Here is a 17,912-nt window from a genome sequence, read left to right as displayed (position 1 = left end):
GACGTTATAGCCGAGGTGGTAAACCGTGCCGCGAGGTCGTTGGTCGGGATCGCTTTGGCTTGGACGGCGTCCAACTGTATGCCTGTATGCTGCGACTTTTCGCCGGGGAAAATTGCGCTATCTGCCAGGCCACCCAAGCCAGCTGCGGTGAGCCCACTCTCACTCGGGGCGATAGCCACGCCGCCTCCGCAAGAGAGCGAACTCGTACCCGCTAGGAGTTCGGGCTTATGAGTCTCTGGGAGAAGGGACGAAAGAATCTCGGACATGATGTAACCACGCGCATCATTTGTTTCGTTAAGATACGAGTAGTTACATTCCGAGCGTTGAATAGGGTAAAAAATATGACAAATAATGTAATTAGTTTATAAAATACGAAATATTCGTAAATTTACTACGAAATAAAGAAAGTTTCTGTTAATTTCGCAGCAAAAACCTATGGAAATTTTCTTTCTGTCCATGATCCGAATGGAATTCTCATAAATGGGTAGGCCGAGTCGACCGGCCATATGCCATATCTACGTTTGTTTCAGCGAGGAATTCTGTGATCTCATGAAAGCCGCACCGGCTAGAACGATCGCATCCTCAATGGCTATGTAATCAACTGCCAGTGGGGCGAATAAAGCGACTGTCGGATAGTGATCTATCTGCCCTCTCGACGAGGTCGAATAAACACCCACTCGTCACCATCGGCGCCATCACGTTAGCTCAGCCAAGGTGAATGTGGGCGATGAAAGCCTCCTGCGTGAGCTACAAACAGAGTCGATTGCTTTGTGAGTTTATCGCGCATTCAGTCAGGCTATATTTCCGCTTGCCGCTGCACTTCCGTCTCGTGCAGGAGATGTGTTCGACCGCAGGATCGTAGTCTCTTTGCGACGATCCGTTGGTGAAGCCTTAAATTCTGTACGGCCCACGCCCCCTCGCCCTGAGTCCTAGAGCGCTCACAAAGGGCGGCCGCACTTTAGCGGGGAGCGGGGCAGCGCCCCGCATGCCCCTCTTACGGCTGGCTCGCCTTGATTGCGGCTTCCAGTCTCTCAAGATTCTTGAGAATTTCGGGCGACGGTGGCGGGGGTTCAGGGCTCAGGCTTTCGAGCTTTTCGATCAGAGCTTCCATCACCACCATGCGCGAAAACCATTTCTTGTTCGACGGCACGACCAGCCACGGCGCGTGCTCGCAGGAAGTGGCGCGGATCGCTTCCTGATAAGCTGCCTGATAATCCGGCCAGAACTTGCGCTCTGCCAGATCGCTCTCGTCGAACTTCCAGCGTTTATCGGGGCGGTTCAGACGGCGCAGCAGGCGCTCCTGCTGACAATCCGGCGACATGTGCAGCATTACCTTGAGGGTATGAATGCCCTGACGAGAGAGATAGGCCTCAAAATTGCGGATATCCTCAAGACGATGGTCCCAGAATTCCTGTTTCGTTGGGTCACCCCTCATGCCGTTCGTATTGAGCGTATCAGCGTGAACGCGCGCCACCAGCACATCCTCGTAATGGCTGCGGTTGAACACGCCGATCTGCCCACGCCCCGGCACAGCCATATGCACACGCCATAGATAGTCATGGGAAAGCTCGATATCGCTGGGCTTCTTGAACGAGACGACCTTCGTGCCCTGAGGGTTCATGCCCGTCATGACGTTGAGGATAAGGCTGTCCTTGCCGGCACCATCCATACCCTGAAGTACGATCAGAACCGAGTGGCGATGCTCGGCGGCAAGACGTTCCTGCAAGGCACCGAGGCGCTGCTTGCGCTTGTCCAGCCAAGCCTCGACCTCATCCTTGTGGAGACCGCCATGATCGTCTGGCTTAATAGAGTCGAGCTGAAAGCCCTCACCGTCGGTGATCATGTAACGCCCGGGAAGTTTACGGGCCACGCTCGCTGTGAGTTCAGTCACTTGTTCTATCCACTGCAAGGCCACCGGCTGCCTGACAGACAGGCATCATTTCGATGGCGTTGATGTTCACATGCGGGGGCTGGCTCAACAGCCATGAGACGGTTGACGCGATATCCTCGGGCGTGAGCGGGTCCGTGCCCTTATAGACATCCGCAGCCTTCCGGTTATCGCGCAGACGCACATTGCTGAATTCGCTGCCACCACACAAACCAGGTTCGATCGTACTGGCCCGGATACGCGTCCCTAGCAGATCCGTGCGCAGATTGCGCATGAACTGAGCGACGAAGGCCTTGGTGGCGCCGTAGACATTCCCCCCGACATAGGGATAGGTGCCTGCGATACTGCCCAAGGTAATAACGTATCCGTGGTTGCGTTCGATCATCTGGGGAAGGAACGCACGAGTAACCTCGACGACACCCGTCACATTCGTGTCAATCATGGTTCTCCAATCCTTGAGATCGGAATCCTGAGCCTTGCCGACGCCCAGAGCGAGACCGGCATTATTGATCAGCACGTCGACCTGACGCCATGACGCGGGCAGGCTTTCAGGCAAGGCAGCAATTTTCTGCGCGTCGGTCACATCCAGTTCGAGCGGCAGGAAGGCGTCGCCCAGTTCGTGATGCAGCGCGTCGAGGCGCTCCTTGCGGCGCCCCGTGCCGATCACCTTGTGCCCCTCCTTCACGAGGCGCACCGCTATGGCCCGACCAAAACCGGCTGTTGCACCGGTTACCAGAATTACCGCCATTGTCTTCTTCCTTCTCAGACTGCAGAGTCACGCACAGGACGCACCCGTTCAGACGGGTGACGCCGTCCATGGTTGCCGCAAGGGGGCGCCCTTGCAAAACCACAGGCAATGGCCGACATTTTCAGCCATGGCTTCTGATTTCACAAATTCTGCCGATAATCTGACGGGCCGCCTGCTCATTTCGAGCCCGACGCTTGGTGATTCGGAATTTGCTCGCAGCGTGGTTTATGTCTGCGCCCATTCGGCGACAGATGGCGCGATGGGGCTCATCATCAACAAGCGCGCGCCTCACCCTACGCTCGAAACCCTGCTTGAGCAGCTCGAGATCACGCCTTCGCCGCCGCGTCGGCGCATCAATCTGTGCATGGGCGGGCCGGTGGAGCCGACGCGTGGTTTCGTGCTGCATTCCGCCGACTGGCAGCGCGATGACAGCCTCGTCATCAATAACGAAAACTGCCTGACGGCGAGTCTCGATATCCTGCACGAAATCGCCAATGGGAAAGGGCCGCGCCAGGCCCTGCTCGCCCTCGGTCATGCCTCATGGGAAGCGGGGCAGCTCGAGAACGAAATCATCCGGCAGAATGCATGGCTCAATGCGCCTGCCTCGGACGACCTGATCTACGGGACCAATCACATGGCCAAATGGCGCAAAGCCCTGGCGACGATCAATATCGATCCGCTTCTACTGTCCAACCTTGTCGGCCACGCCTGAGCATCGCTCGGGCAAAGGGGGCCTCGCATCCAGAATGCGGCCTGCATCGGCTTCATCGATCGGATGACGGTAGAAATCGCGATAGAAATCCCTGATCCTCCCGATCATGTCCGGGCGATCAATGGTGCCATTCTGGACTAGCTGTCGCGCCCAGGCGATTTGCAGTAGCAGTTCGGGGCTATAGCGATCCCAGTTGAATACACCGGCAGGGTTGCGAAACACCTCGTGCCGCATCACTGCCGGAATCTGCGACCAGAGCGCATTCCCAGCCAGCCGCTCCGGGCTGCCTGAATCGGCCCCTATAATGATGATGTCCGGTGCCCAGCTCAGAATCTGCTCGAGCGAGACAGGGCGCTTGTTACCATGAAGCCCGGTTGCGGCGTTGACACCTCCGGCATCGCATATCCACTCATCGATAATGCTCTGATCGCCATCGACCGTCAGCGGCTCGAAGGAAGCGATATGCAGGATACGCGGCGCTTTGTCTTTTTGCCCGTGCAGGGCGAGGAAATGGGAAAATTCTTGCCTGTAACGTCTGGCCTGTGACCGCGCGAGAGGCGTGTCGAGAAGCTCGGCGCTCTGGTCGATCGTGCTGAGCAAACCCGCAAAATCGGTAAAGCCGACCGCAACCGCATTCAAGCCGAGTTTCTGCAAGCCCTCGACACTATGCGATTGCGTGGTGACGAAGGTCAGATCGGGATGCAGGGCCAGAACAGCTTCGGCATTCAAATTCATGCTGCCGAAGAACTGCGCTTGGCGCAGCGAGGGCGCGATACAGACCATCCACGGAAATCGGTTGGGAGAGATCACCGTGCCGATAATACGGTCCGACGCGCCCAGCATTATCAGCGTCGCACTATGGGCGTACCACCCGTCGACGATACGCTCGGGCGCGGCCAGTGTCGGCGAGGCGCCCAGACTCAAACACAGAGACAGGCCTGCCAGAATCCGTTTCACGACTTTCTCTCTTCCCTGATGAAAAAACGCTTACCCTCATAATCATGATGACGCAGCGCAACGCCATAAAACGCGCTCAGCGTTGCAGAATCCAGCACGGTTTCGGGATGCCCCTCGACCAGCACCCTGCCTTGATCGACCAGCACCACATGGGAGGCGTGAGGATAGACGAGATCGGGCTGATGGGCCGTCATCAAGACAAGACGCCCCTCCTGTGCCAGTGCGGCCAGAAGCGCCATCAGCCTGAGCTGATAGCCGTAATCCAGCCCCGAAAGCGGCTCGTCGAGCACGAGAACCGGCGCGTCCTGCACTAAAACGCGTGCGAGAAGGACGCGCTGATATTCGCCGCCCGACAAGGCCGTGCATGGCCTGTCACGCAGACCGGCAAGATCGAGCAGCTCAAGAGCAGCCTCGACACGCGACAGATCCTGTCTGGAAAGCCCTCGGGTCAGACTGCCATAAGGCAGACGCCCCAGCCCCACGATCTGCGCCACGCTGTAAGGTGGCAGCGAGTCCCGATTTTGCGGGACATAGGCCATAAGCCGCGCGATGTGCTGACGGGAGAAACGGCGCAATTCCTCCCCATCGAACAGCACCCTGCCTGTCTCCGGGCGTAACAGCCCCAGCATCAGACGCAGCAAGCTGGTCTTGCCTGCCCCATTGGCACCGAGAATGCTCACCAGCTCGCCCCTGCGGAACTTCAGAGACACGTCACTCAGCACGGCCCTGCCGGAACGCGCGAAACTGACAGAATCGAGCGACAGAAATGCCATCAGAGCCGCCCTTCGCGCCGAAGCTGACGCAGAACGAGGATGAAGCCGAGCGCACCCAGCAATTCCGTCATCATGCCTAACGGAATTTCGGAAGGAGACAGACTGCGCGCCGCCGTATCGGCCAAAAGCAGACAGCACGCCCCCAATAGCGCAGCGAAAGGCAACAGGCGCCTGTGCTCAGGCCCGATCAGCAGCCGGGCCATGTGGGGTATGATCAACCCAACCCAGCCAATGATCCCGGCCAGTGAAACCGTCAGGGCACTCAGTGCCGTCGCGACAGCCAGAACGCAGAGGCGCATCGCCCCGATGGGCAGGCCGAGACTGCGCGCCTCATCGTCACTGAGCCCGAAAACATCGAGCAGGCGGCCACTCGCCCAGAGTACCGCCATACCCAAAGTGAGTAAGGGCACAAGCACGGCCAGTTGCGCCCAGCCCGTCTGTGCAAGACTACCGAGCAGCCAGTAGATGATGGTCGGCAATTGATCGAAAGGATCGGCCAGATATTTGAGCAGCGACAGCAGCGCCGTAAATAACGCGCTGCTGATCAGGCCACCCAGCAAAAGTGGCAAAACTCCTTCCCTGCCGACCAGCCGCGCGACAACAAAGCCGAACCCGACCGCACAGCACCCGCCCAGAAAGGTGGCGATTTCAATTTGTAGAGCGCTGCCATGGGCGATAATCGCGCCCGCAGCACCAAACGCTGCCCCGCTGAGCACGCCGAGCAGATCGGGAGAAACGAGTGGATTGCGGAAAACCGACTGAAACGCACTGCCAGACATCGAGAGCGCGGCCCCTACGAAGAGCGCGGCAATCATGCGGGGCAAACGCGCCTGAAGCAGAACGGCTCTGATCTGGGGAGCACCCTGTCCCTCGACAGAATGCAGCAGATCGGTCGGGCTCAGCGCATAACGCCCGATGAGCAGGCTAAGGCCGAAGCCCAGCCCAAGCACGACAAGAGCGACAGCGAAGCAGAGGCGACCACGCATGAAAGCTGTTTCTCCCCCGGCGCAGCATTATCGCGTTGCGCGCTATCGACCTGAATGAAAGCTCTGTTCAGCGATAAGGATCATCCAGGCAATTGGCGAGAGCGAAACCACGCCGAAAGGCACTGAAGCGTCAGAAACAACCAAAAAAAGCAGGGAGAAAATCTCGACCGGAATTCTGAGCGCCTTGCCCCAAGGCAAGAGAAAACGTCAGATTTTCCGGGAGAAGCCCCTGAAAAGGGGCTGATTATCTGGTCGGAGTGAGAGGATTCGAACCTCCGGCCCCTGCGTCCCGAACACTGAACCCTGTTGTTTATCTTCAATCATCTAGCTCATTTCGCCCACAAACTTAGGCACAGCTTTCGTCACGTGTTTACTGGCGTTTACGAATGCTTGTGTTCACGCGCTCAACCGGGAACTGTTGCAGTAGGGTCATGTCTAAAACCCTTGAGGCGCCTTTGAGATGGCCTGGCGAATGGTGAGCGTAAGTCTCTTCAACCATGGACGTGTTCGAATGCCCGAGGAATCCGGCGATCTCCCACAGAGGCACGCCCGCTTGAGCCATCCACGTCGCCGCCGTATGTCGCAAGGTGTGAGGCGTTACCCCTTCCAGACCAGCGCGAATCGTCGCGGCTCTGAACCCTCGCTTCACCGATGCGACTCGACCTCCTGCCCATTCGATTACCCAATCCGTCTCCCTGATGGCGTAAGCTTCCTGCAGGGTCGCCAGCAGGCCGTCATTGATCGGAACGCGCGCCCGCCCTTTCGCCGTTCGCGCTTTGCCCGGATCGCGCAGGTCGATGATTCGCCGATCCATATCGATCCGCGACCATGGCAGCTCCAGCAATGCTGACACGCGCGCGCCGGTGCCAAGAGCCAAGATGACGAACAACCGGATATGGAACGCCTCGCAGCCGTCAATAAGTGCATGCGCTTCATCCCGCGTCAGCCAGCGTTCTTTCGGCGGGCTGCGGGAGGGCAGAGGGACATTCGGACACTCGGCAATGATCTTCTGCGCCGCCGCCCACCGCAACGCTGCTCGAAGCGCCTGCATCTCTGTCCGCGCCGTGCTGGCGGCTATACCGGATTCCATGCGTTTTTGAGCATAGGCGCGGCACTCCCGATCGGTCACGGCCTCTGGTGGCTTCTGCCCGAACCATGCTGAAACCGGCTTATGCGCCCAGCCAAGGCGCTCGGCCCCCGGCTTGAGGGCTTCTCGGCGATCTTGAAGATAGAGAGATAGAATTTCCGTGACGCTGACTGCCCTTGTCGTGGGCCGGGATAGTTCGGAAGCATACCGGGTAAGGACTAGTTCAGCCGACGCGCGATCCGTGCAGCCCGTAGAGATGCGTTTGCGCTGGTGATAGATGTGCCATGTGTCTCGCCCGGAGACACGACAGAGGCGGGGCTTTCCTGCTTCGGACATGCGGTCTGATTTTCGATCTCGTGAATTGCGGCCAAGGGGATGCGAATCATGGTTCGGATGCGGGTCGCAGGCAGATCGCCTGAATTAATCATCCGGTAGATCTTCGCCGTTGAGCATGCCCACTTCTTCGCGAGCGCGCTGACACCGGTATATTCGGGTTGCGTGTCTTTCCTCATTCCGCCCTCTCCTTCCGATGCTCAGCAAAATCGGCATAGATCGCGTCCAGGTCTGACGGCCCGGCATCCAGCGCATACAGCACGGCCATGACCGTGCTGATCGTGCTATTCCCGCCCTTAAGCAGGAACTGAAGCGCGCTCGTCGTAATCCCAGCCTCGACGGCCACGCTCTCCTGCGTTCGGCCCTGCGCGACGATCATCCGCCGCACCCGCTCGCCGAGGAGGCGGTTGAAGGGGGTGGGGTCAGTCATGATCCGCCTCCAGCATGGCATCACGCGACACGCAGATTGGTGCATGATCCGGTATATATGCCCGCATTCTCTCAAGCATCTGTTCAGGACTGGGATGACGTTCTGATATCCCTCCTTCTTCCTTACGGCGGTGGAAGAGGATTTCTAGATAGCGAAAATTGGCGGGACTGATAGTGACGCGAACCCTGCATAGATGGGCTGCGAATACGAGAATCGTCAGACTGTCCCCGTCAAATGTCGAGAGATCGCTGCACCATGCGACCCGCATGTATCGGCGGCCCCACTCGATGGTTTCCCAACTGATGGGAGCATTATAGATGCCTCGCCCTGCGACCCCGATTATGTTCATGCAGGTTCGTTGGAACGGATCGAGTTTGTCCGGCGCGCCTGCCCACCCCTTGCGTTCATCTTTACGCCGCTTGGGAGATAGGTGTTTTTTCATCGCAGCGATATTGCTCTCAGCCCACGCTGCGTGGTCCATCATGGCGTAACTCATCACTCGCCTCCCTCGCGGATGGCTGCGGCGCGGCGCTGGGCCGCCTTCAGTTCATCCCGTGCATTTGCTTGGCGCCCGTTTTCGAGCCACGTCAGCGCGTTCGCTGCGGCGCCACTCCACGCCTTATTCACCCCCTCCAACTCCTTCACCCGAGCCTCAAGCGCGGCGACGTTGGCGGTGCGATCAACAGGACGCCAGCCCTCAAACCATTCATCAGGGATACCGCCAAATCCGACCGGGCAAGCCACACGCCAACGCAGATCAAAGCCGCTTGCCGTTATCCCTTCATGCTGCACGACGACAAATCGGCCATTCCAGTGGCTTCGGATATTCCCGAATGTTTCTGGCGTTGATACCGTTTTTGCCAGAATAGGAGTCCCGTCCTTCGGTGCAGTGCCCATTGGACGCCATTCCTCCACTCCCTCCGCATCCTTCCGGCGCTGCTCTGCCGCGCCTCGGGCCTCGGCTTCATGCCAATCAAGAACGGCCTTTGCCTCTCTCCGATAATGGCACCATGCGTCGCCGAAAGGCTCCATCACTCCCGGCTCGACGGTGTGATATGTCATCTGGAATGGATCACCCCCACGCGCCTTACAAATAAGGGTGGCGATTTCTTGTTCCCGATCTTCCCGTCGCGTCCGAAACTCCGCGCTCTCCGGCTTCTGTTCGTGGGTCATGGGGTTAGCCCTTCGTCTTGCATGTCGGCGATTGCGCCGAGGAATTCCGTGATGAATTGCGCCGCGACCTGGGGCACGATTGCATTGCCGTAACCGCGCAGGCGTCCCACTCTGGCGGATAGCCCATGAGCCAGCGGCTGTGTGCCGGGTCCAACTGGCCTGAACTTGCCGTCCCGGCATCCGAGCCAGTCAGCACCTGACCAGAAGCCGTGATGCGGATTGGCTGGTCTGCCTTCCACACTTCCCGTCCTAGCAGGCTGTTCGTCGGCACGTTCGGGCATTCCTGCCCGTCCTTGTGGTCGCGTGTCGTCGGGGTCGGCCAGCCAGCCAGCATCACCGCGCTCTGGATATTCAGACCGCCCGCTCTCCCGGAGTGGCCCGGACCGGTTACTGCCGATGCTGTAGGCGCCGGCCAGCCAGCACGTTGCGCCGCCATGTCCAGTGTCATGTTCGGAGCGAACGGATCGTCTTTCTCGCCCCGTTGCGAATCTGTCTTCGTTGGCGTCGGCCAACCTGACCGCTCCGAAGAACAATCGCTTGCGGATATGCGGCGCGCCGACGCTACAAGCTGGCAATACTGCCGCCCCGCAGGCGTAACCTTCTCGCTCCAGCGCATCGAATAAATCGTCGAGCCAGCCTTTCCCAATCGCGTCTGCAACCTGTTCCCCAAAAATGAGGCCAGGCTTGCACTCGCGGATGAGGTCGAGCCAGACGGGGGCAAGGTGCCGTTCATCAGCCTGTCCAAGCCCTTTTCCAGCGACGGAGAAGGGCTGGCAGGGCGGTGATCCGGTCCAGATGCCGGGCGTTCCTTCAAGTCCGGCCCAGCGCAGGGCGAGCGGCCATCCGCCGATGCCAGCGAAGAAATGGCACTGGTCGAAGTCTCGCAGATCGTCTGCCCGAACATCTCCAATTGACCGGGTATCGACCGACCCGGAAGGCAGATGACGTCCATCGATGAGTTCGCGCAGCCATGCTGCCGTGGGTTCGTCCCACTCATTGTAGAGGACTGGCATTCCATCCCCGTCTCTCCCCTGCGCTCCGGCCCTTCACGGCCTACTGCGCTTTTCCCTGCGCCGCTATCCGGTCGCGAATTGCATCCTGTGCCGCCTGCTCTCTCTTCAGGCGGTCCGCTATTTCCTCGTCGCCTGCCTGTGCGATATCCAATGCTTCAAGCAGGCCGCGCTTGATCTTGTGGAAGGCTGATTCAGTCATCGCCTCCACCTCCACCCGTGGCCGGTCCTGCCGTCGCGCCACCAGGACGCGAGACGGCGTAGGAAGGCGCTCATGCGGGGGTTCCCTTCATCTTCGGGATGCTGATCCCGTCATCTTCTGGTTCCAGCCGCTTCTTGTCGGAGGCTATGCGCCGTTCGTGGTCCGCAATGAGCTGCTTTCGTAACGGTAAGAGGTGCAGGTCGAACGCCGGATTGCTCAGGAACGCGATTGCGGCGTCACTCTGCTCGATGCGCTGCTGCGCTGTCAGGCGGGGCGTCATTGTGCGGCCTCCTGCACGGCTTCGCGCAACTCAACGTTGCTCCGCATTTTCCAGAATACGCGGTCGGCTTCTTCCCTCATGCCGTCACGACGCAGGCGGCGTTCATGCTGTCCAAGCATCTCGTTCGTTGCCTGCAATTCCTGGCATACATCTGTGAGCAGGGACGCATCGACTTGACGCTGCTCCATTACGCATCCTCCCGATCAACCACACCCAACTGCCGCAAGCTGATTTTGCAATGCGGGATCAGCTTGTCCTCAATCATATCGAGCGCGCCGTCGTGGTCGTTCGTGCAACTGTTATTCGCCGCCGCAAGCAGGTATTCGAACGCAATCTCAAGATGACCGCGTGCATTTTCGAAATTCGATATATCCTCAGACATATCTTCGGAAATGAACCCGTAAGACCGTTCGATACCCGCAATGGTCACGCCGTCTGGCAAATTACCTTGCATCTTCTCTCTCCATCACTGGAAACACTGGCCGGAAACCCGGCTTGTTCGGCCCCGGAGTACCGGGGTCGCGTCAAGCAGGGTCAGAGATGGCGGTTCAGGTTCTCGATGATCTCAGCGACGGTGAACGCGGCAATTTCATCGTTTTGGTTCACGAGTTCTTCGAGATAATCGCAAGCGTGCCGGGCTCTATTGATCAATACGCTCTCGTATCCGTCGCAATCCGTCATGTGGAAAGCATCATGAAAGGCGTCGTCTTTATCGTCGCTCATCACTTCGCCCCCTGCGCTTCGGCGATCAGGGCAAGGATCTGATCGGGGGTTTCTTTGACATTGATGTTCCTCACATCTCCATCAGAAATGGGACGTAGCGTCATGTTCGACACGTCGCATCCGCGCCCCGTAAATGAGACAATATCTGATGCTCTGACGCAGGAACGAAAATCCACGCCCCTAATCACCTTGGTCAGCGTTATGAAGTCTGCCATCTGGCTATTCCTTGATTTGTTGGGGGTCAGTAAGACAGCGTGACGTGACGGACCTTGCGACCCACGATTGCGGAGATTGCCTGTTTGGCGAGTTCGTCGGTCAGTCCAGCCGCAACCAGATCGGCGAGCACCTCGCGATTGATCGTGGCTCGGTGCGCCTTATCGGCAGTGCGGCGCTTCTCTTCTGCTTCATGCGCGGCCTTCTCTTCGGCTACGCGCTTGCGTTCGGCTTCAACCGCAGCGATACGGTCGCGCTCTGCCTGCTCAGCGGCAGCGATACGGCGGCGTTCGGCCTGCGCGGCTTCGTCCTTGCGGCGCTGCTCTGCGCGTTCGGCCTCGGCAATGGCAGCACGACGTTCGTTTTCGATCCGGTCTTTCTCGGCCTTTGCGATGCGCTCGGCTTCAAGGCGTGCAGTCTCGGCGGCCTGACGAGCGATCTCGGCTTCACGCTGCTCCCGCGCCTTCTCCGCGGCGATCCGTGCAGCTTCGGCTTCTTCTGCCGCTTTACGCTCGGCCTCGATACGGTTCTTTTCTTCCTGCTCGGTTATGATGATCGCAGCATTGACCGCCATTTCCGCGCGCTGGATCGCATCCGCGGCGCGTGCGCTGAACTCCTGGAAGTCGTGCGCTTTTTGCGTCTCGAGTTCGGAAAGGCACCCGCGCAACTGAGCTATATTCATCCCGGCAAGAATGCGCGGCATGGCGTCTATATCGGCTACGCGCCCCTTGATTTCATCAATGCGCGCCTGCTCGCGCGCCTCGTAATCATCGACGGGCTTGCGGACTTCATCACGCAGGGCATCAAGGCGAGATGTGATCGTGCGGCGTGACGCGTTGACGCTATCGACCGTCTTGCGAGCATCTTCGGCGACGGCCTTGCCCATATCATCAAGCGCCGTCTTCGACCGGGCGACCTTGTACGCCAGAGACTTGATCTCTTTGCGGCCCTTATCGGTCGTCGGATCAGTCGGAATAGAGCGCACGTCGCGCTCGAGCTTGCTCAGGATATCCTCGACGCCGCCCTGCGTCTGAAAGACCGCAATCGGGTTGAGCGTCTCGATTGTGGCGAGTGCGTTTGTTGGCTCGGTTGCCATCTGGCTTCCCCATCGGTGGTGATGGGGCATTTATGACCTACTCGCGCTGATTGTTCAAGGGCATATTTGCCCCACGCTGCACAAAAAGAAACCCGGCTGGGCCGGGGTTCGACAGAGATCACTGCTCAGGAAGAGAGTTTCGCCTCCTAAACGCAGAAAATTCTCGTTTTGCGTGTTCATCTGCTCTACCACGGAAGTAAGAGTCGTAAGTCGTAAGAACCTGCTGGTCTTGAACTCTGAGCAGGTCATCGAACTTTACGCTAAGATCGGCCATTGTTAGTCTTTTCCCTCTTAAAGAGGCGGACTCTACGAACAGAAGGAATTGCTCGCATAGCAGATGGAGCAAATAGAGCTCTCTATGCTTCAGGTAGTTCTTCCCGACCTTAATATCAGTTGCTCGGGGAGCGCGGTCACCTAGAGAAGACATCCCCATATTTGGTTTTAGATGATGAGCTCTCTCCAAAATGATTTGAGCTGCCGTCTTCCCCACCACTGCAAATAGAAATTTGTCCTGTAGCTTGGCATAGAATGATCGGACAATTGTTGAGTTTTTATCATAATCTGACGAGGCAAAAGCGAAAACGTCTCGCACCGCACCATAAACATTCTTCTCATCTGCCCTAAGTGCGCGGACTTTCGCGGCCAACTCATGTAGCGCGTTAGGGTCTTCACGTAGCCGCGCCTCGTTCAGAGCGTAGCCTTGGGTGATGAAAGACCTGAGGACTTGGGTCGCCCATCTTCTGAATGCAGTGGCTTTGGCTCCACTGACTCGATAACCCACGCTCAATATTCCATCAAGATTGTAATGGGTTACCTCGTATGCCTTACCATCCGAGGCAGTTAAGCGGAATTTCCGCTCAACTGAATCTGGGGAGATCTCTCCATCACGGTAAGCATTTCTCAAATGCCCCCTGACGGTACTCTCTGATACAGAGAATGCCTGTGCAATCTGGGCCTGGGTGGCCCAGACCGTCTCTCCGGCGTCGTCCAAACGAAAATCGAGAGAGCATTCTGGACTCTCATAGTGCACCCACGAAAGTTCGGTCTGACTCGCGTCCCTAATGGTACCAGACATTTTCTATCCCATACTCCATGGCTTTCCCCACCAATCCGCAATGTTCCCGCGCTTGCAATGTTCTCGTTCTGTTCTTTTTTTAACGGGAAATTCCCGTTCCGTTCTGTTAGCGTCGCTGCATGGCAAAGGCAGAACGACATGACCCGATTCCCTCAAGCAGCATCAGCGTTGATGACCGCCTTCAGAACAGCCAAAGCTCGGCGGCGCTGAGAATCGTTCATGTCTCGCCACGCCATGAGCCACTCAGTCTCCTCGGCGGATTGAGTGACCTGCGCAGAAGCATTCACAAAGTGAACCGGCGCGGTCGCTATCGTCTGACCGGGGCCATTGGTAAAATCGATCTTCGCTCGTAGGGAGTGGCGCCCAAGAAACATGGTGAACGGAACTGAGGCAGCGGCGGCAAGACGAGCGAGCGTATCCGCCTTGGGGCTGCGGCTAGATCCGCGAACGATGTGCTTGATGGCGGAGTCACTCATCCCAGCATCAATGCTCAACTGACGCCTGGAAACGCCTGCTTCTTCGCATAATGCATCGAGCGCCGCTACTAGATCGTCACGGGTGATATCGCTGTTATCCATATGGACAATTATGCCCCGGAGCGTTTGCGTTAGCACGGTTCATAAATGACTTGCCTGCGCGTCTAATGTGGGTCATAAATGCCCCATGACCTACCGAGAACGTATCCTCATCGAGATCGAGACTTACTGCAGAGCGAAGTCTCTCTCCGCCCGCGCCTTCAGCATCGCAGCCGTGGGTCATCACAAGTTCCTTTCGCGTCTGAAGGCTGGCGTGTCCACGCTCCAATCCATCGAGAAGGCAGACGCATACATGCGAGAGCACCCCCTCCCCGACCGCACCCCCACGGAGGCCCGCCCATGAGCCTCCCGCACTTCCTAGAAATCATCATATCTGCCTGCGCGATCGGACGCCTGCTCGTCTGGGCGTCCGGCGTGACGCGGGCTGCAAGCGTGGAGGAACGGTCATGAACGATATTACGCAACTTGAACGCCTTCAGAAGTGGGCAATGCACTACCACTCGGCGATCATCACTCCAGGTCAGGACGGCGATGTCCGTTTTGTAGAAGCTGCCAAGTCTCAACAATTGAGCCGACGGCTTGAAGAGCAAGTTCTGGCAAGTCTCTCACACTTTGCAGATCTACTTGGTCCTCTCGAACGCGAACTTGCAGGGTTCCTTCGAAAGGAAGCGGTCCTCCCGATCCTTCAAGACGTATCGTCAGTTCTAACATCCCGCCTGGCAGGTCTTGGGACTCACGAAGTACAGACAGAAGTTTTATTGTCATGGCTGGCTGAGACTGAGACATCTGATTCATCCTCTGGTTGTGCAGATGGTGAAAGCGCGGGGGAGCTTCCGACTCCCTCGCGCACCGATGATGCGCTCCCGCTGAAGCACGCGGCAAGCGTGACCGTGTTCCCCTCTGAAGAGAAAGGGGAACACCCATGAGCGCCCCAGCCCTGAAGCCGCCGTTCTCGATGACCGGCACCGTCTCCGCGCTCGATTTGCAGAGCATCGCCGGACGCCTCGAACGCAAGGGAGGCAAGAAGTGAGCGAAATTACCAAGGCGCAAGTCGCGCAATACCGTGCATTTCGATCCGCTGGATGGAGCGTCGAACGCGCCTCCAAATCTGTCGGGGTGCCTCCGAGCAACATGCAGCGTCACTTGCGCGAGGTAAATGTTGAGAGCGTTCGCGGCGATGCTGGGCCGCATGCGCTCGAAGTCGGAAATGCATTGTCGTGGGGCGCTTTGAAAATGGGCATAACCTACGAAGAAGCATTGCGGTCCATCTCATGAATCAGGCCGCAGTCATCGCCTCCATGCACTCATTCGTCACGATGCCGCAGGCTTCGACCAGCGTTGCTGTCTCACACACAGGAACGACTGTTTCGAAGGTCGGCATCATCAAAGCGAAGCGCACCCGCATGGCGATGTCTTCGGCACGGACATACGAGATACGCGGCTGCAACCGCGCTCTCATAATGGCCAGTAATACGATCAGATTTTCAAGATCAGACGCGAATAACAAGAAACAGAACTCCCTGATGTCTTCCCCTGTCACAACCAATGGCAGGGAACTCGGGAAAAATGCTGAAGAAATGGAACAGGATTTTGCATAATCCGTGCACGATCCGATCCGAAATGTGCAGGATTTTGCACAGCGCCGCCGAACCGGCACGTCCGGGCGAAGGTGTCGCAGCCGCAATCCTGCGTGCGGTTCGGAAAATCAATGATTGGGGTCTCGACCTCTCATACAGCCGTGGCCGATCGATCTGGTACCAAAAAGCGGATGTATGGGCCCACGAAGCTGACGCACTGCGCGCGTGGAAGCGCGCACGCGATGAGGCCGAAATGAACAGGCTTCTCGCACAAATGGAAACCCTAAAGGCCGATCTGGCCGAGATGGAAATATGAACAGATGGAAACTGCTAGCGAAATTCTGGCGGATGGCCGCGCGTTTTTGCGCGAACCAGGCAATCAAATGCGCAATGCGAGCGAAGGGCCTTTGGTGATCGTCATTCCCGGTCCCGCAAAAGGGAAAGGGCGCCCACGTTTCGGCGGAGGGCGTACATTCACCGACAAGGGAACGCAAATCGCGGAAGCGTGGATCAAGCATTGCGCCATCCAGCAGGTAGGTAATTTGGCGCTGGAATGTCCGGTTGCCGTGAAGATGGTCATCGATGTGATGCCGGCAGCGTCGTGGTCGAAGAAAAAGCGCGATGCCGCTCTATCTGGCGCGCTTCAAGCCACGGGCAAACCTGACGTGGACAATGCCAGCAAGCTCGCACTCGACGCCCTGAACGGCATCGTGTGGCGCGATGACGCTCAGGTCTGCGATCTGCACGTGAGCCGACGTTACGCGCCTATCGCCCAGACCACCATGACGATTACTCCGCTCGCCTGACGATTCCGGGCGTGCGCGCCCGGTTTCGCCAAGCGTGTTGTTTGGAAAGCTATCGGGGCGGCTCAGGCCCCAGGAGATAAAACGTGACGAACCGCGTTACATTATCCGACCTCGTTGGCATGTCCGACGATCAAAAAGGGGCGATCCCACCAGATCAGCTTGTCGAGCTTTACGCCGATCTTGCTGACGCAAAAGCAACGATTGAATCGCAATCAGAGGCGCTCCATCGCGCCATGAGCGTGCGCTATGCCGACACGTTCGACGGCGAACGCTCAAAGGATACCGGTCTGATTCATATTGAGGACGGGGACTATCGCATCTCTCAGGAGATCAAGAAGAACGTCCGATACGATCAGAAGAAGATCAAGGTGATCCTGGATGATCTTGAAGCCAAGGGCGAAGACATCTCCGAATATGTCGAGGTCAGCTTCAAGGTGCCAGAGAGAAAACACGCTGTCTGGCCTCAGGCGCTTCGTAAGGTATTCGAGCCTGCTCGCATCGTGCACTCACCGCGCCCTTCATATTCGATTGAGGTGTCGGCATGAGCCTTATGAGCAAGATCCAGAGCGGCGTTGTCCATAAGCCGCCGCGGCTGATCATTTATGGCACCCATGGCATCGGGAAAACCACACTCGCTTGCGGAGCGCCTGCGCCCATTCTCGTGCAGACGGAAGACGGCGCCGAGGCGATTGGCGTGGACCGCTTCCCTCAGTGCACCTCATACGAAGATATCATGGACCAGCTTACTGCGCTGATCGAGGAAGAGCACCAGTTTCAGACGCTGGTCCTGGATAGTCTCGATTGGGCAGAAAAGCTGGTGTGGGACTACTCGTGCCGTCAAGGCGGCTGGGTATCAATCACAGACCCTGATTTCGGTCGTGGCTACGCCAAGGCGACGGAAAACTGGCAGTTCATCGCCGATCAGCTTCAGCGCCTGCGCGATGAGCGCGGAATGTCGATTATTCTTCTGGCGCATAGCCAGATCAAGCGCTTCGAGGATCCAACATCCGGCGGGTATGAGCGCTATCAGATCGATCTGCACCGCGGCGCATCGTCGCTTATGCAAGAGATGGCGGACGCTGTTTTCTTCATGAACTGGAAGACGGTCATTACCGAAGAAAAGGGCGGCTTTGCCAAGGTCAACAAGGCCAAAGGCAATGGTCAACGTCTGATCTTCACCGAAGAGCGCCCAGCAGCCCTCTCTAAGAACCGGTTCGGCATGCCCGACAGGATCGAGATCCCCAACGATCCAGCCGAAAGCTGGAATGCTCTCTCCGCTCATATCCCCTATTTCGCAAATTAAGGAC

At 57.9% G+C, this 17,912-nt stretch carries 28 protein-coding genes; 7 read left to right on the top strand and 21 right to left on the bottom strand.

Features of this window, described 5'->3' with window-relative positions:
• Positions 1-994: 994 nt before the first annotated feature.
• Both ABHV46_RS11115 and ABHV46_RS11110 read right to left on the bottom strand, forming a co-directional pair.
• Positions 995-1,891 (bottom strand): PPK2 family polyphosphate kinase, encoded by an 897-nt coding sequence (locus tag ABHV46_RS11115; RefSeq protein WP_438381522.1) that lies wholly within the window; start codon positions 1,889-1,891, stop codon positions 995-997.
• On the bottom strand, positions 1,884-2,636 hold the full coding sequence (locus ABHV46_RS11110) for an SDR family NAD(P)-dependent oxidoreductase (protein WP_438381521.1): 753 nt from the start codon (positions 2,634-2,636) through the stop codon (positions 1,884-1,886). Before ABHV46_RS11110 ends, ABHV46_RS11115 begins: the two co-directional genes overlap by 8 nt.
• 127 nt (positions 2,637-2,763) lie before the next feature.
• On the opposite strand from ABHV46_RS11110, the gene ABHV46_RS11105 reads away from it, so the two are divergent.
• The gene (locus ABHV46_RS11105; RefSeq protein ID WP_438381520.1) at positions 2,764-3,348 is read left to right on the top strand and encodes a YqgE/AlgH family protein; all 585 of its coding nucleotides are present in this window, start codon (positions 2,764-2,766) and stop codon (positions 3,346-3,348) included.
• Here the strand turns inward: ABHV46_RS11105 and ABHV46_RS11100 are convergent.
• The 18 genes from ABHV46_RS11100 to ABHV46_RS11015 all read right to left on the bottom strand — a co-directional run bounded on the left by ABHV46_RS11100 (position 3,319) and on the right by ABHV46_RS11015 (position 14,264).
• The gene (locus tag ABHV46_RS11100; protein WP_438381519.1) at positions 3,319-4,305 is read right to left on the bottom strand and encodes an ABC transporter substrate-binding protein; all 987 of its coding nucleotides are present in this window, start codon (positions 4,303-4,305) and stop codon (positions 3,319-3,321) included. The two genes, ABHV46_RS11105 and ABHV46_RS11100, sit on opposite strands and share 30 nt — an antisense overlap.
• Positions 4,302-5,078: an ABC transporter ATP-binding protein gene (locus tag ABHV46_RS11095; protein WP_438381518.1), complete on the bottom strand. Its 777-nt coding sequence runs from the start codon at positions 5,076-5,078 to the stop codon at positions 4,302-4,304. The genes ABHV46_RS11100 and ABHV46_RS11095 overlap by 4 nt, the downstream gene beginning before the upstream one ends.
• Complete coding sequence (locus ABHV46_RS11090; RefSeq protein ID WP_438381517.1) at positions 5,078-6,064, bottom strand: FecCD family ABC transporter permease; 987 nt, start codon at positions 6,062-6,064, stop codon at positions 5,078-5,080. Before ABHV46_RS11090 ends, ABHV46_RS11095 begins: the two co-directional genes overlap by 1 nt.
• A 370-nt stretch (positions 6,065-6,434) precedes the next feature.
• Complete coding sequence (locus ABHV46_RS11085; RefSeq protein WP_438381516.1) at positions 6,435-7,193, bottom strand: site-specific integrase; 759 nt, start codon at positions 7,191-7,193, stop codon at positions 6,435-6,437.
• A 176-nt stretch (positions 7,194-7,369) separates the two neighbouring features.
• The gene (locus tag ABHV46_RS11080; RefSeq protein WP_438381515.1) at positions 7,370-7,663 is read right to left on the bottom strand and encodes a helix-turn-helix domain-containing protein; all 294 of its coding nucleotides are present in this window, start codon (positions 7,661-7,663) and stop codon (positions 7,370-7,372) included.
• Positions 7,660-7,914 (bottom strand): helix-turn-helix domain-containing protein, encoded by a 255-nt coding sequence (locus ABHV46_RS11075; RefSeq protein WP_438381514.1) that lies wholly within the window; start codon positions 7,912-7,914, stop codon positions 7,660-7,662. Before ABHV46_RS11075 ends, ABHV46_RS11080 begins: the two co-directional genes overlap by 4 nt.
• Positions 7,907-8,410 carry a hypothetical protein gene (locus ABHV46_RS11070; protein WP_438381513.1) on the bottom strand — a complete coding sequence of 168 codons (504 nt, stop codon included), beginning with the start codon at positions 8,408-8,410 and terminating at the stop codon, positions 7,907-7,909. Before ABHV46_RS11070 ends, ABHV46_RS11075 begins: the two co-directional genes overlap by 8 nt.
• Positions 8,410-9,087 (bottom strand): hypothetical protein, encoded by a 678-nt coding sequence (locus ABHV46_RS11065; RefSeq protein ID WP_438381512.1) that lies wholly within the window; start codon positions 9,085-9,087, stop codon positions 8,410-8,412. Before ABHV46_RS11065 ends, ABHV46_RS11070 begins: the two co-directional genes overlap by 1 nt.
• Entirely contained in the window at positions 9,084-10,100 is a 1,017-nt protein-coding gene (locus ABHV46_RS11060) for a DNA cytosine methyltransferase (protein WP_438381511.1), read from the bottom strand. Before ABHV46_RS11060 ends, ABHV46_RS11065 begins: the two co-directional genes overlap by 4 nt.
• A gap of 40 nt (positions 10,101-10,140) precedes the next feature.
• A complete protein-coding gene (locus ABHV46_RS11055) occupies positions 10,141-10,299 on the bottom strand; it encodes a hypothetical protein (protein WP_438381510.1) in 159 nt (52 codons plus the stop codon).
• 70 nt (positions 10,300-10,369) lie between these two features.
• Positions 10,370-10,579 carry a hypothetical protein gene (locus tag ABHV46_RS11050; RefSeq protein WP_438381509.1) on the bottom strand — a complete coding sequence of 70 codons (210 nt, stop codon included), beginning with the start codon at positions 10,577-10,579 and terminating at the stop codon, positions 10,370-10,372.
• Entirely contained in the window at positions 10,576-10,767 is a 192-nt protein-coding gene (locus tag ABHV46_RS11045; RefSeq protein ID WP_438381508.1) for a hypothetical protein, read from the bottom strand. Before ABHV46_RS11045 ends, ABHV46_RS11050 begins: the two co-directional genes overlap by 4 nt.
• The gene (locus tag ABHV46_RS11040; protein WP_438381507.1) at positions 10,767-11,033 is read right to left on the bottom strand and encodes a hypothetical protein; all 267 of its coding nucleotides are present in this window, start codon (positions 11,031-11,033) and stop codon (positions 10,767-10,769) included. The genes ABHV46_RS11045 and ABHV46_RS11040 overlap by 1 nt, the downstream gene beginning before the upstream one ends.
• Before the next feature lie 80 nt (positions 11,034-11,113).
• A complete protein-coding gene (locus tag ABHV46_RS11035; protein ID WP_438381506.1) occupies positions 11,114-11,302 on the bottom strand; it encodes a hypothetical protein in 189 nt (62 codons plus the stop codon).
• Positions 11,302-11,517, bottom strand: coding sequence for a hypothetical protein (locus ABHV46_RS11030; protein ID WP_438381505.1), 216 nt, complete (start codon positions 11,515-11,517; stop codon positions 11,302-11,304). Before ABHV46_RS11030 ends, ABHV46_RS11035 begins: the two co-directional genes overlap by 1 nt.
• Before the next feature lie 26 nt (positions 11,518-11,543).
• Positions 11,544-12,611: a hypothetical protein gene (locus ABHV46_RS11025; protein WP_438381504.1), complete on the bottom strand. Its 1,068-nt coding sequence runs from the start codon at positions 12,609-12,611 to the stop codon at positions 11,544-11,546.
• Positions 12,612-12,729: 118 nt separating this feature from the next.
• On the bottom strand, positions 12,730-13,686 hold the full coding sequence (rhuM, locus tag ABHV46_RS11020) for a RhuM family protein (RefSeq protein ID WP_438381503.1): 957 nt from the start codon (positions 13,684-13,686) through the stop codon (positions 12,730-12,732).
• A 152-nt stretch (positions 13,687-13,838) separates the two neighbouring features.
• A complete protein-coding gene (locus ABHV46_RS11015; protein ID WP_438381502.1) occupies positions 13,839-14,264 on the bottom strand; it encodes a helix-turn-helix domain-containing protein in 426 nt (141 codons plus the stop codon).
• Between the two features lie 404 nt (positions 14,265-14,668).
• Here ABHV46_RS11015 and ABHV46_RS11010 point away from each other — a divergent pair, with 404 nt between their 5' ends.
• Together ABHV46_RS11010 and ABHV46_RS11005 are read left to right on the top strand one after the other, a co-directional pair.
• Positions 14,669-15,148 (top strand): hypothetical protein, encoded by a 480-nt coding sequence (locus tag ABHV46_RS11010; RefSeq protein ID WP_438381501.1) that lies wholly within the window; start codon positions 14,669-14,671, stop codon positions 15,146-15,148.
• Between the two features lie 100 nt (positions 15,149-15,248).
• Positions 15,249-15,497: a hypothetical protein gene (locus tag ABHV46_RS11005; RefSeq protein WP_438381500.1), complete on the top strand. Its 249-nt coding sequence runs from the start codon at positions 15,249-15,251 to the stop codon at positions 15,495-15,497.
• 1 nt (position 15,498) lies between these two features.
• On the opposite strand, the gene ABHV46_RS11000 is transcribed toward ABHV46_RS11005, so the two are convergent.
• Positions 15,499-15,729, bottom strand: coding sequence for a hypothetical protein (locus ABHV46_RS11000; protein ID WP_438381499.1), 231 nt, complete (start codon positions 15,727-15,729; stop codon positions 15,499-15,501).
• Positions 15,730-15,788: 59 nt separating this feature from the next.
• On the opposite strand from ABHV46_RS11000, the gene ABHV46_RS10995 reads away from it, so the two are divergent.
• The 4 genes from ABHV46_RS10995 (at position 15,789) to ABHV46_RS10980 (ending at position 17,908) form a co-directional block, all read left to right on the top strand.
• Positions 15,789-16,115 (top strand): hypothetical protein, encoded by a 327-nt coding sequence (locus tag ABHV46_RS10995; protein ID WP_438381498.1) that lies wholly within the window; start codon positions 15,789-15,791, stop codon positions 16,113-16,115.
• 4 nt (positions 16,116-16,119) lie between these two features.
• Positions 16,120-16,605, top strand: a complete 486-nt coding sequence (locus ABHV46_RS10990) for a RusA family crossover junction endodeoxyribonuclease (RefSeq protein ID WP_438381497.1) — start codon at positions 16,120-16,122, stop codon at positions 16,603-16,605.
• A 119-nt stretch (positions 16,606-16,724) separates the two neighbouring features.
• Positions 16,725-17,150, top strand: a complete 426-nt coding sequence (locus ABHV46_RS10985) for a hypothetical protein (RefSeq protein WP_438381496.1) — start codon at positions 16,725-16,727, stop codon at positions 17,148-17,150.
• Positions 17,147-17,908, top strand: coding sequence for an ATP-binding protein (locus ABHV46_RS10980; RefSeq protein ID WP_438381495.1), 762 nt, complete (start codon positions 17,147-17,149; stop codon positions 17,906-17,908). Before ABHV46_RS10985 ends, ABHV46_RS10980 begins: the two co-directional genes overlap by 4 nt.
• Positions 17,909-17,912 lie beyond the last annotated feature (4 nt).

The sequence above is a fragment of the Asaia sp. BMEF1 genome (genome assembly GCF_051628905.1).
In the GTDB taxonomy this organism is placed as follows: domain Bacteria; phylum Pseudomonadota; class Alphaproteobacteria; order Acetobacterales; family Acetobacteraceae; genus Asaia.
The sequence above is the reverse complement of the archived record's forward strand: the minus strand, read 5'-3'. Positions and strand labels throughout refer to the sequence as shown.

Coding starts and splice junctions, on each gene's coding strand:
- ABHV46_RS11075 (WP_438381514.1), bottom strand. CDS start 7,914: ATGACTGACCCCACCCCCTTCAACCGCCTCCTCGGCGAGCGGGTGCGG.
- ABHV46_RS11040 (WP_438381507.1), bottom strand. CDS start 11,033: ATGCAAGGTAATTTGCCAGACGGCGTGACCATTGCGGGTATCGAACGG.
- ABHV46_RS11045 (WP_438381508.1), bottom strand. CDS start 10,767: ATGGAGCAGCGTCAAGTCGATGCGTCCCTGCTCACAGATGTATGCCAG.
- ABHV46_RS11010 (WP_438381501.1), top strand. CDS start 14,669: ATGAACGATATTACGCAACTTGAACGCCTTCAGAAGTGGGCAATGCAC.
- ABHV46_RS11080 (WP_438381515.1), bottom strand. CDS start 7,663: ATGAGGAAAGACACGCAACCCGAATATACCGGTGTCAGCGCGCTCGCG.
- ABHV46_RS11050 (WP_438381509.1), bottom strand. CDS start 10,579: ATGACGCCCCGCCTGACAGCGCAGCAGCGCATCGAGCAGAGTGACGCC.
- ABHV46_RS11095 (WP_438381518.1), bottom strand. CDS start 5,078: ATGGCATTTCTGTCGCTCGATTCTGTCAGTTTCGCGCGTTCCGGCAGG.
- ABHV46_RS11025 (WP_438381504.1), bottom strand. CDS start 12,611: ATGGCAACCGAGCCAACAAACGCACTCGCCACAATCGAGACGCTCAAC.
- ABHV46_RS11065 (WP_438381512.1), bottom strand. CDS start 9,087: ATGACCCACGAACAGAAGCCGGAGAGCGCGGAGTTTCGGACGCGACGG.
- ABHV46_RS11110 (WP_438381521.1), bottom strand. CDS start 2,636: ATGGCGGTAATTCTGGTAACCGGTGCAACAGCCGGTTTTGGTCGGGCC.
- ABHV46_RS11035 (WP_438381506.1), bottom strand. CDS start 11,302: ATGAGCGACGATAAAGACGACGCCTTTCATGATGCTTTCCACATGACG.
- rhuM (WP_438381503.1), bottom strand. CDS start 13,686: ATGTCTGGTACCATTAGGGACGCGAGTCAGACCGAACTTTCGTGGGTG.
- ABHV46_RS10990 (WP_438381497.1), top strand. CDS start 16,120: ATGGAAACTGCTAGCGAAATTCTGGCGGATGGCCGCGCGTTTTTGCGC.
- ABHV46_RS11015 (WP_438381502.1), bottom strand. CDS start 14,264: ATGGATAACAGCGATATCACCCGTGACGATCTAGTAGCGGCGCTCGAT.
- ABHV46_RS11030 (WP_438381505.1), bottom strand. CDS start 11,517: ATGGCAGACTTCATAACGCTGACCAAGGTGATTAGGGGCGTGGATTTT.
- ABHV46_RS10980 (WP_438381495.1), top strand. CDS start 17,147: ATGAGCCTTATGAGCAAGATCCAGAGCGGCGTTGTCCATAAGCCGCCG.
- ABHV46_RS11060 (WP_438381511.1), bottom strand. CDS start 10,100: ATGCCAGTCCTCTACAATGAGTGGGACGAACCCACGGCAGCATGGCTG.
- ABHV46_RS11090 (WP_438381517.1), bottom strand. CDS start 6,064: ATGCGTGGTCGCCTCTGCTTCGCTGTCGCTCTTGTCGTGCTTGGGCTG.
- ABHV46_RS11055 (WP_438381510.1), bottom strand. CDS start 10,299: ATGACTGAATCAGCCTTCCACAAGATCAAGCGCGGCCTGCTTGAAGCA.
- ABHV46_RS10995 (WP_438381498.1), top strand. CDS start 15,789: ATGCTGAAGAAATGGAACAGGATTTTGCATAATCCGTGCACGATCCGA.
- ABHV46_RS11105 (WP_438381520.1), top strand. CDS start 2,764: ATGGCTTCTGATTTCACAAATTCTGCCGATAATCTGACGGGCCGCCTG.
- ABHV46_RS10985 (WP_438381496.1), top strand. CDS start 16,725: ATGTCCGACGATCAAAAAGGGGCGATCCCACCAGATCAGCTTGTCGAG.
- ABHV46_RS11070 (WP_438381513.1), bottom strand. CDS start 8,410: ATGAGTTACGCCATGATGGACCACGCAGCGTGGGCTGAGAGCAATATC.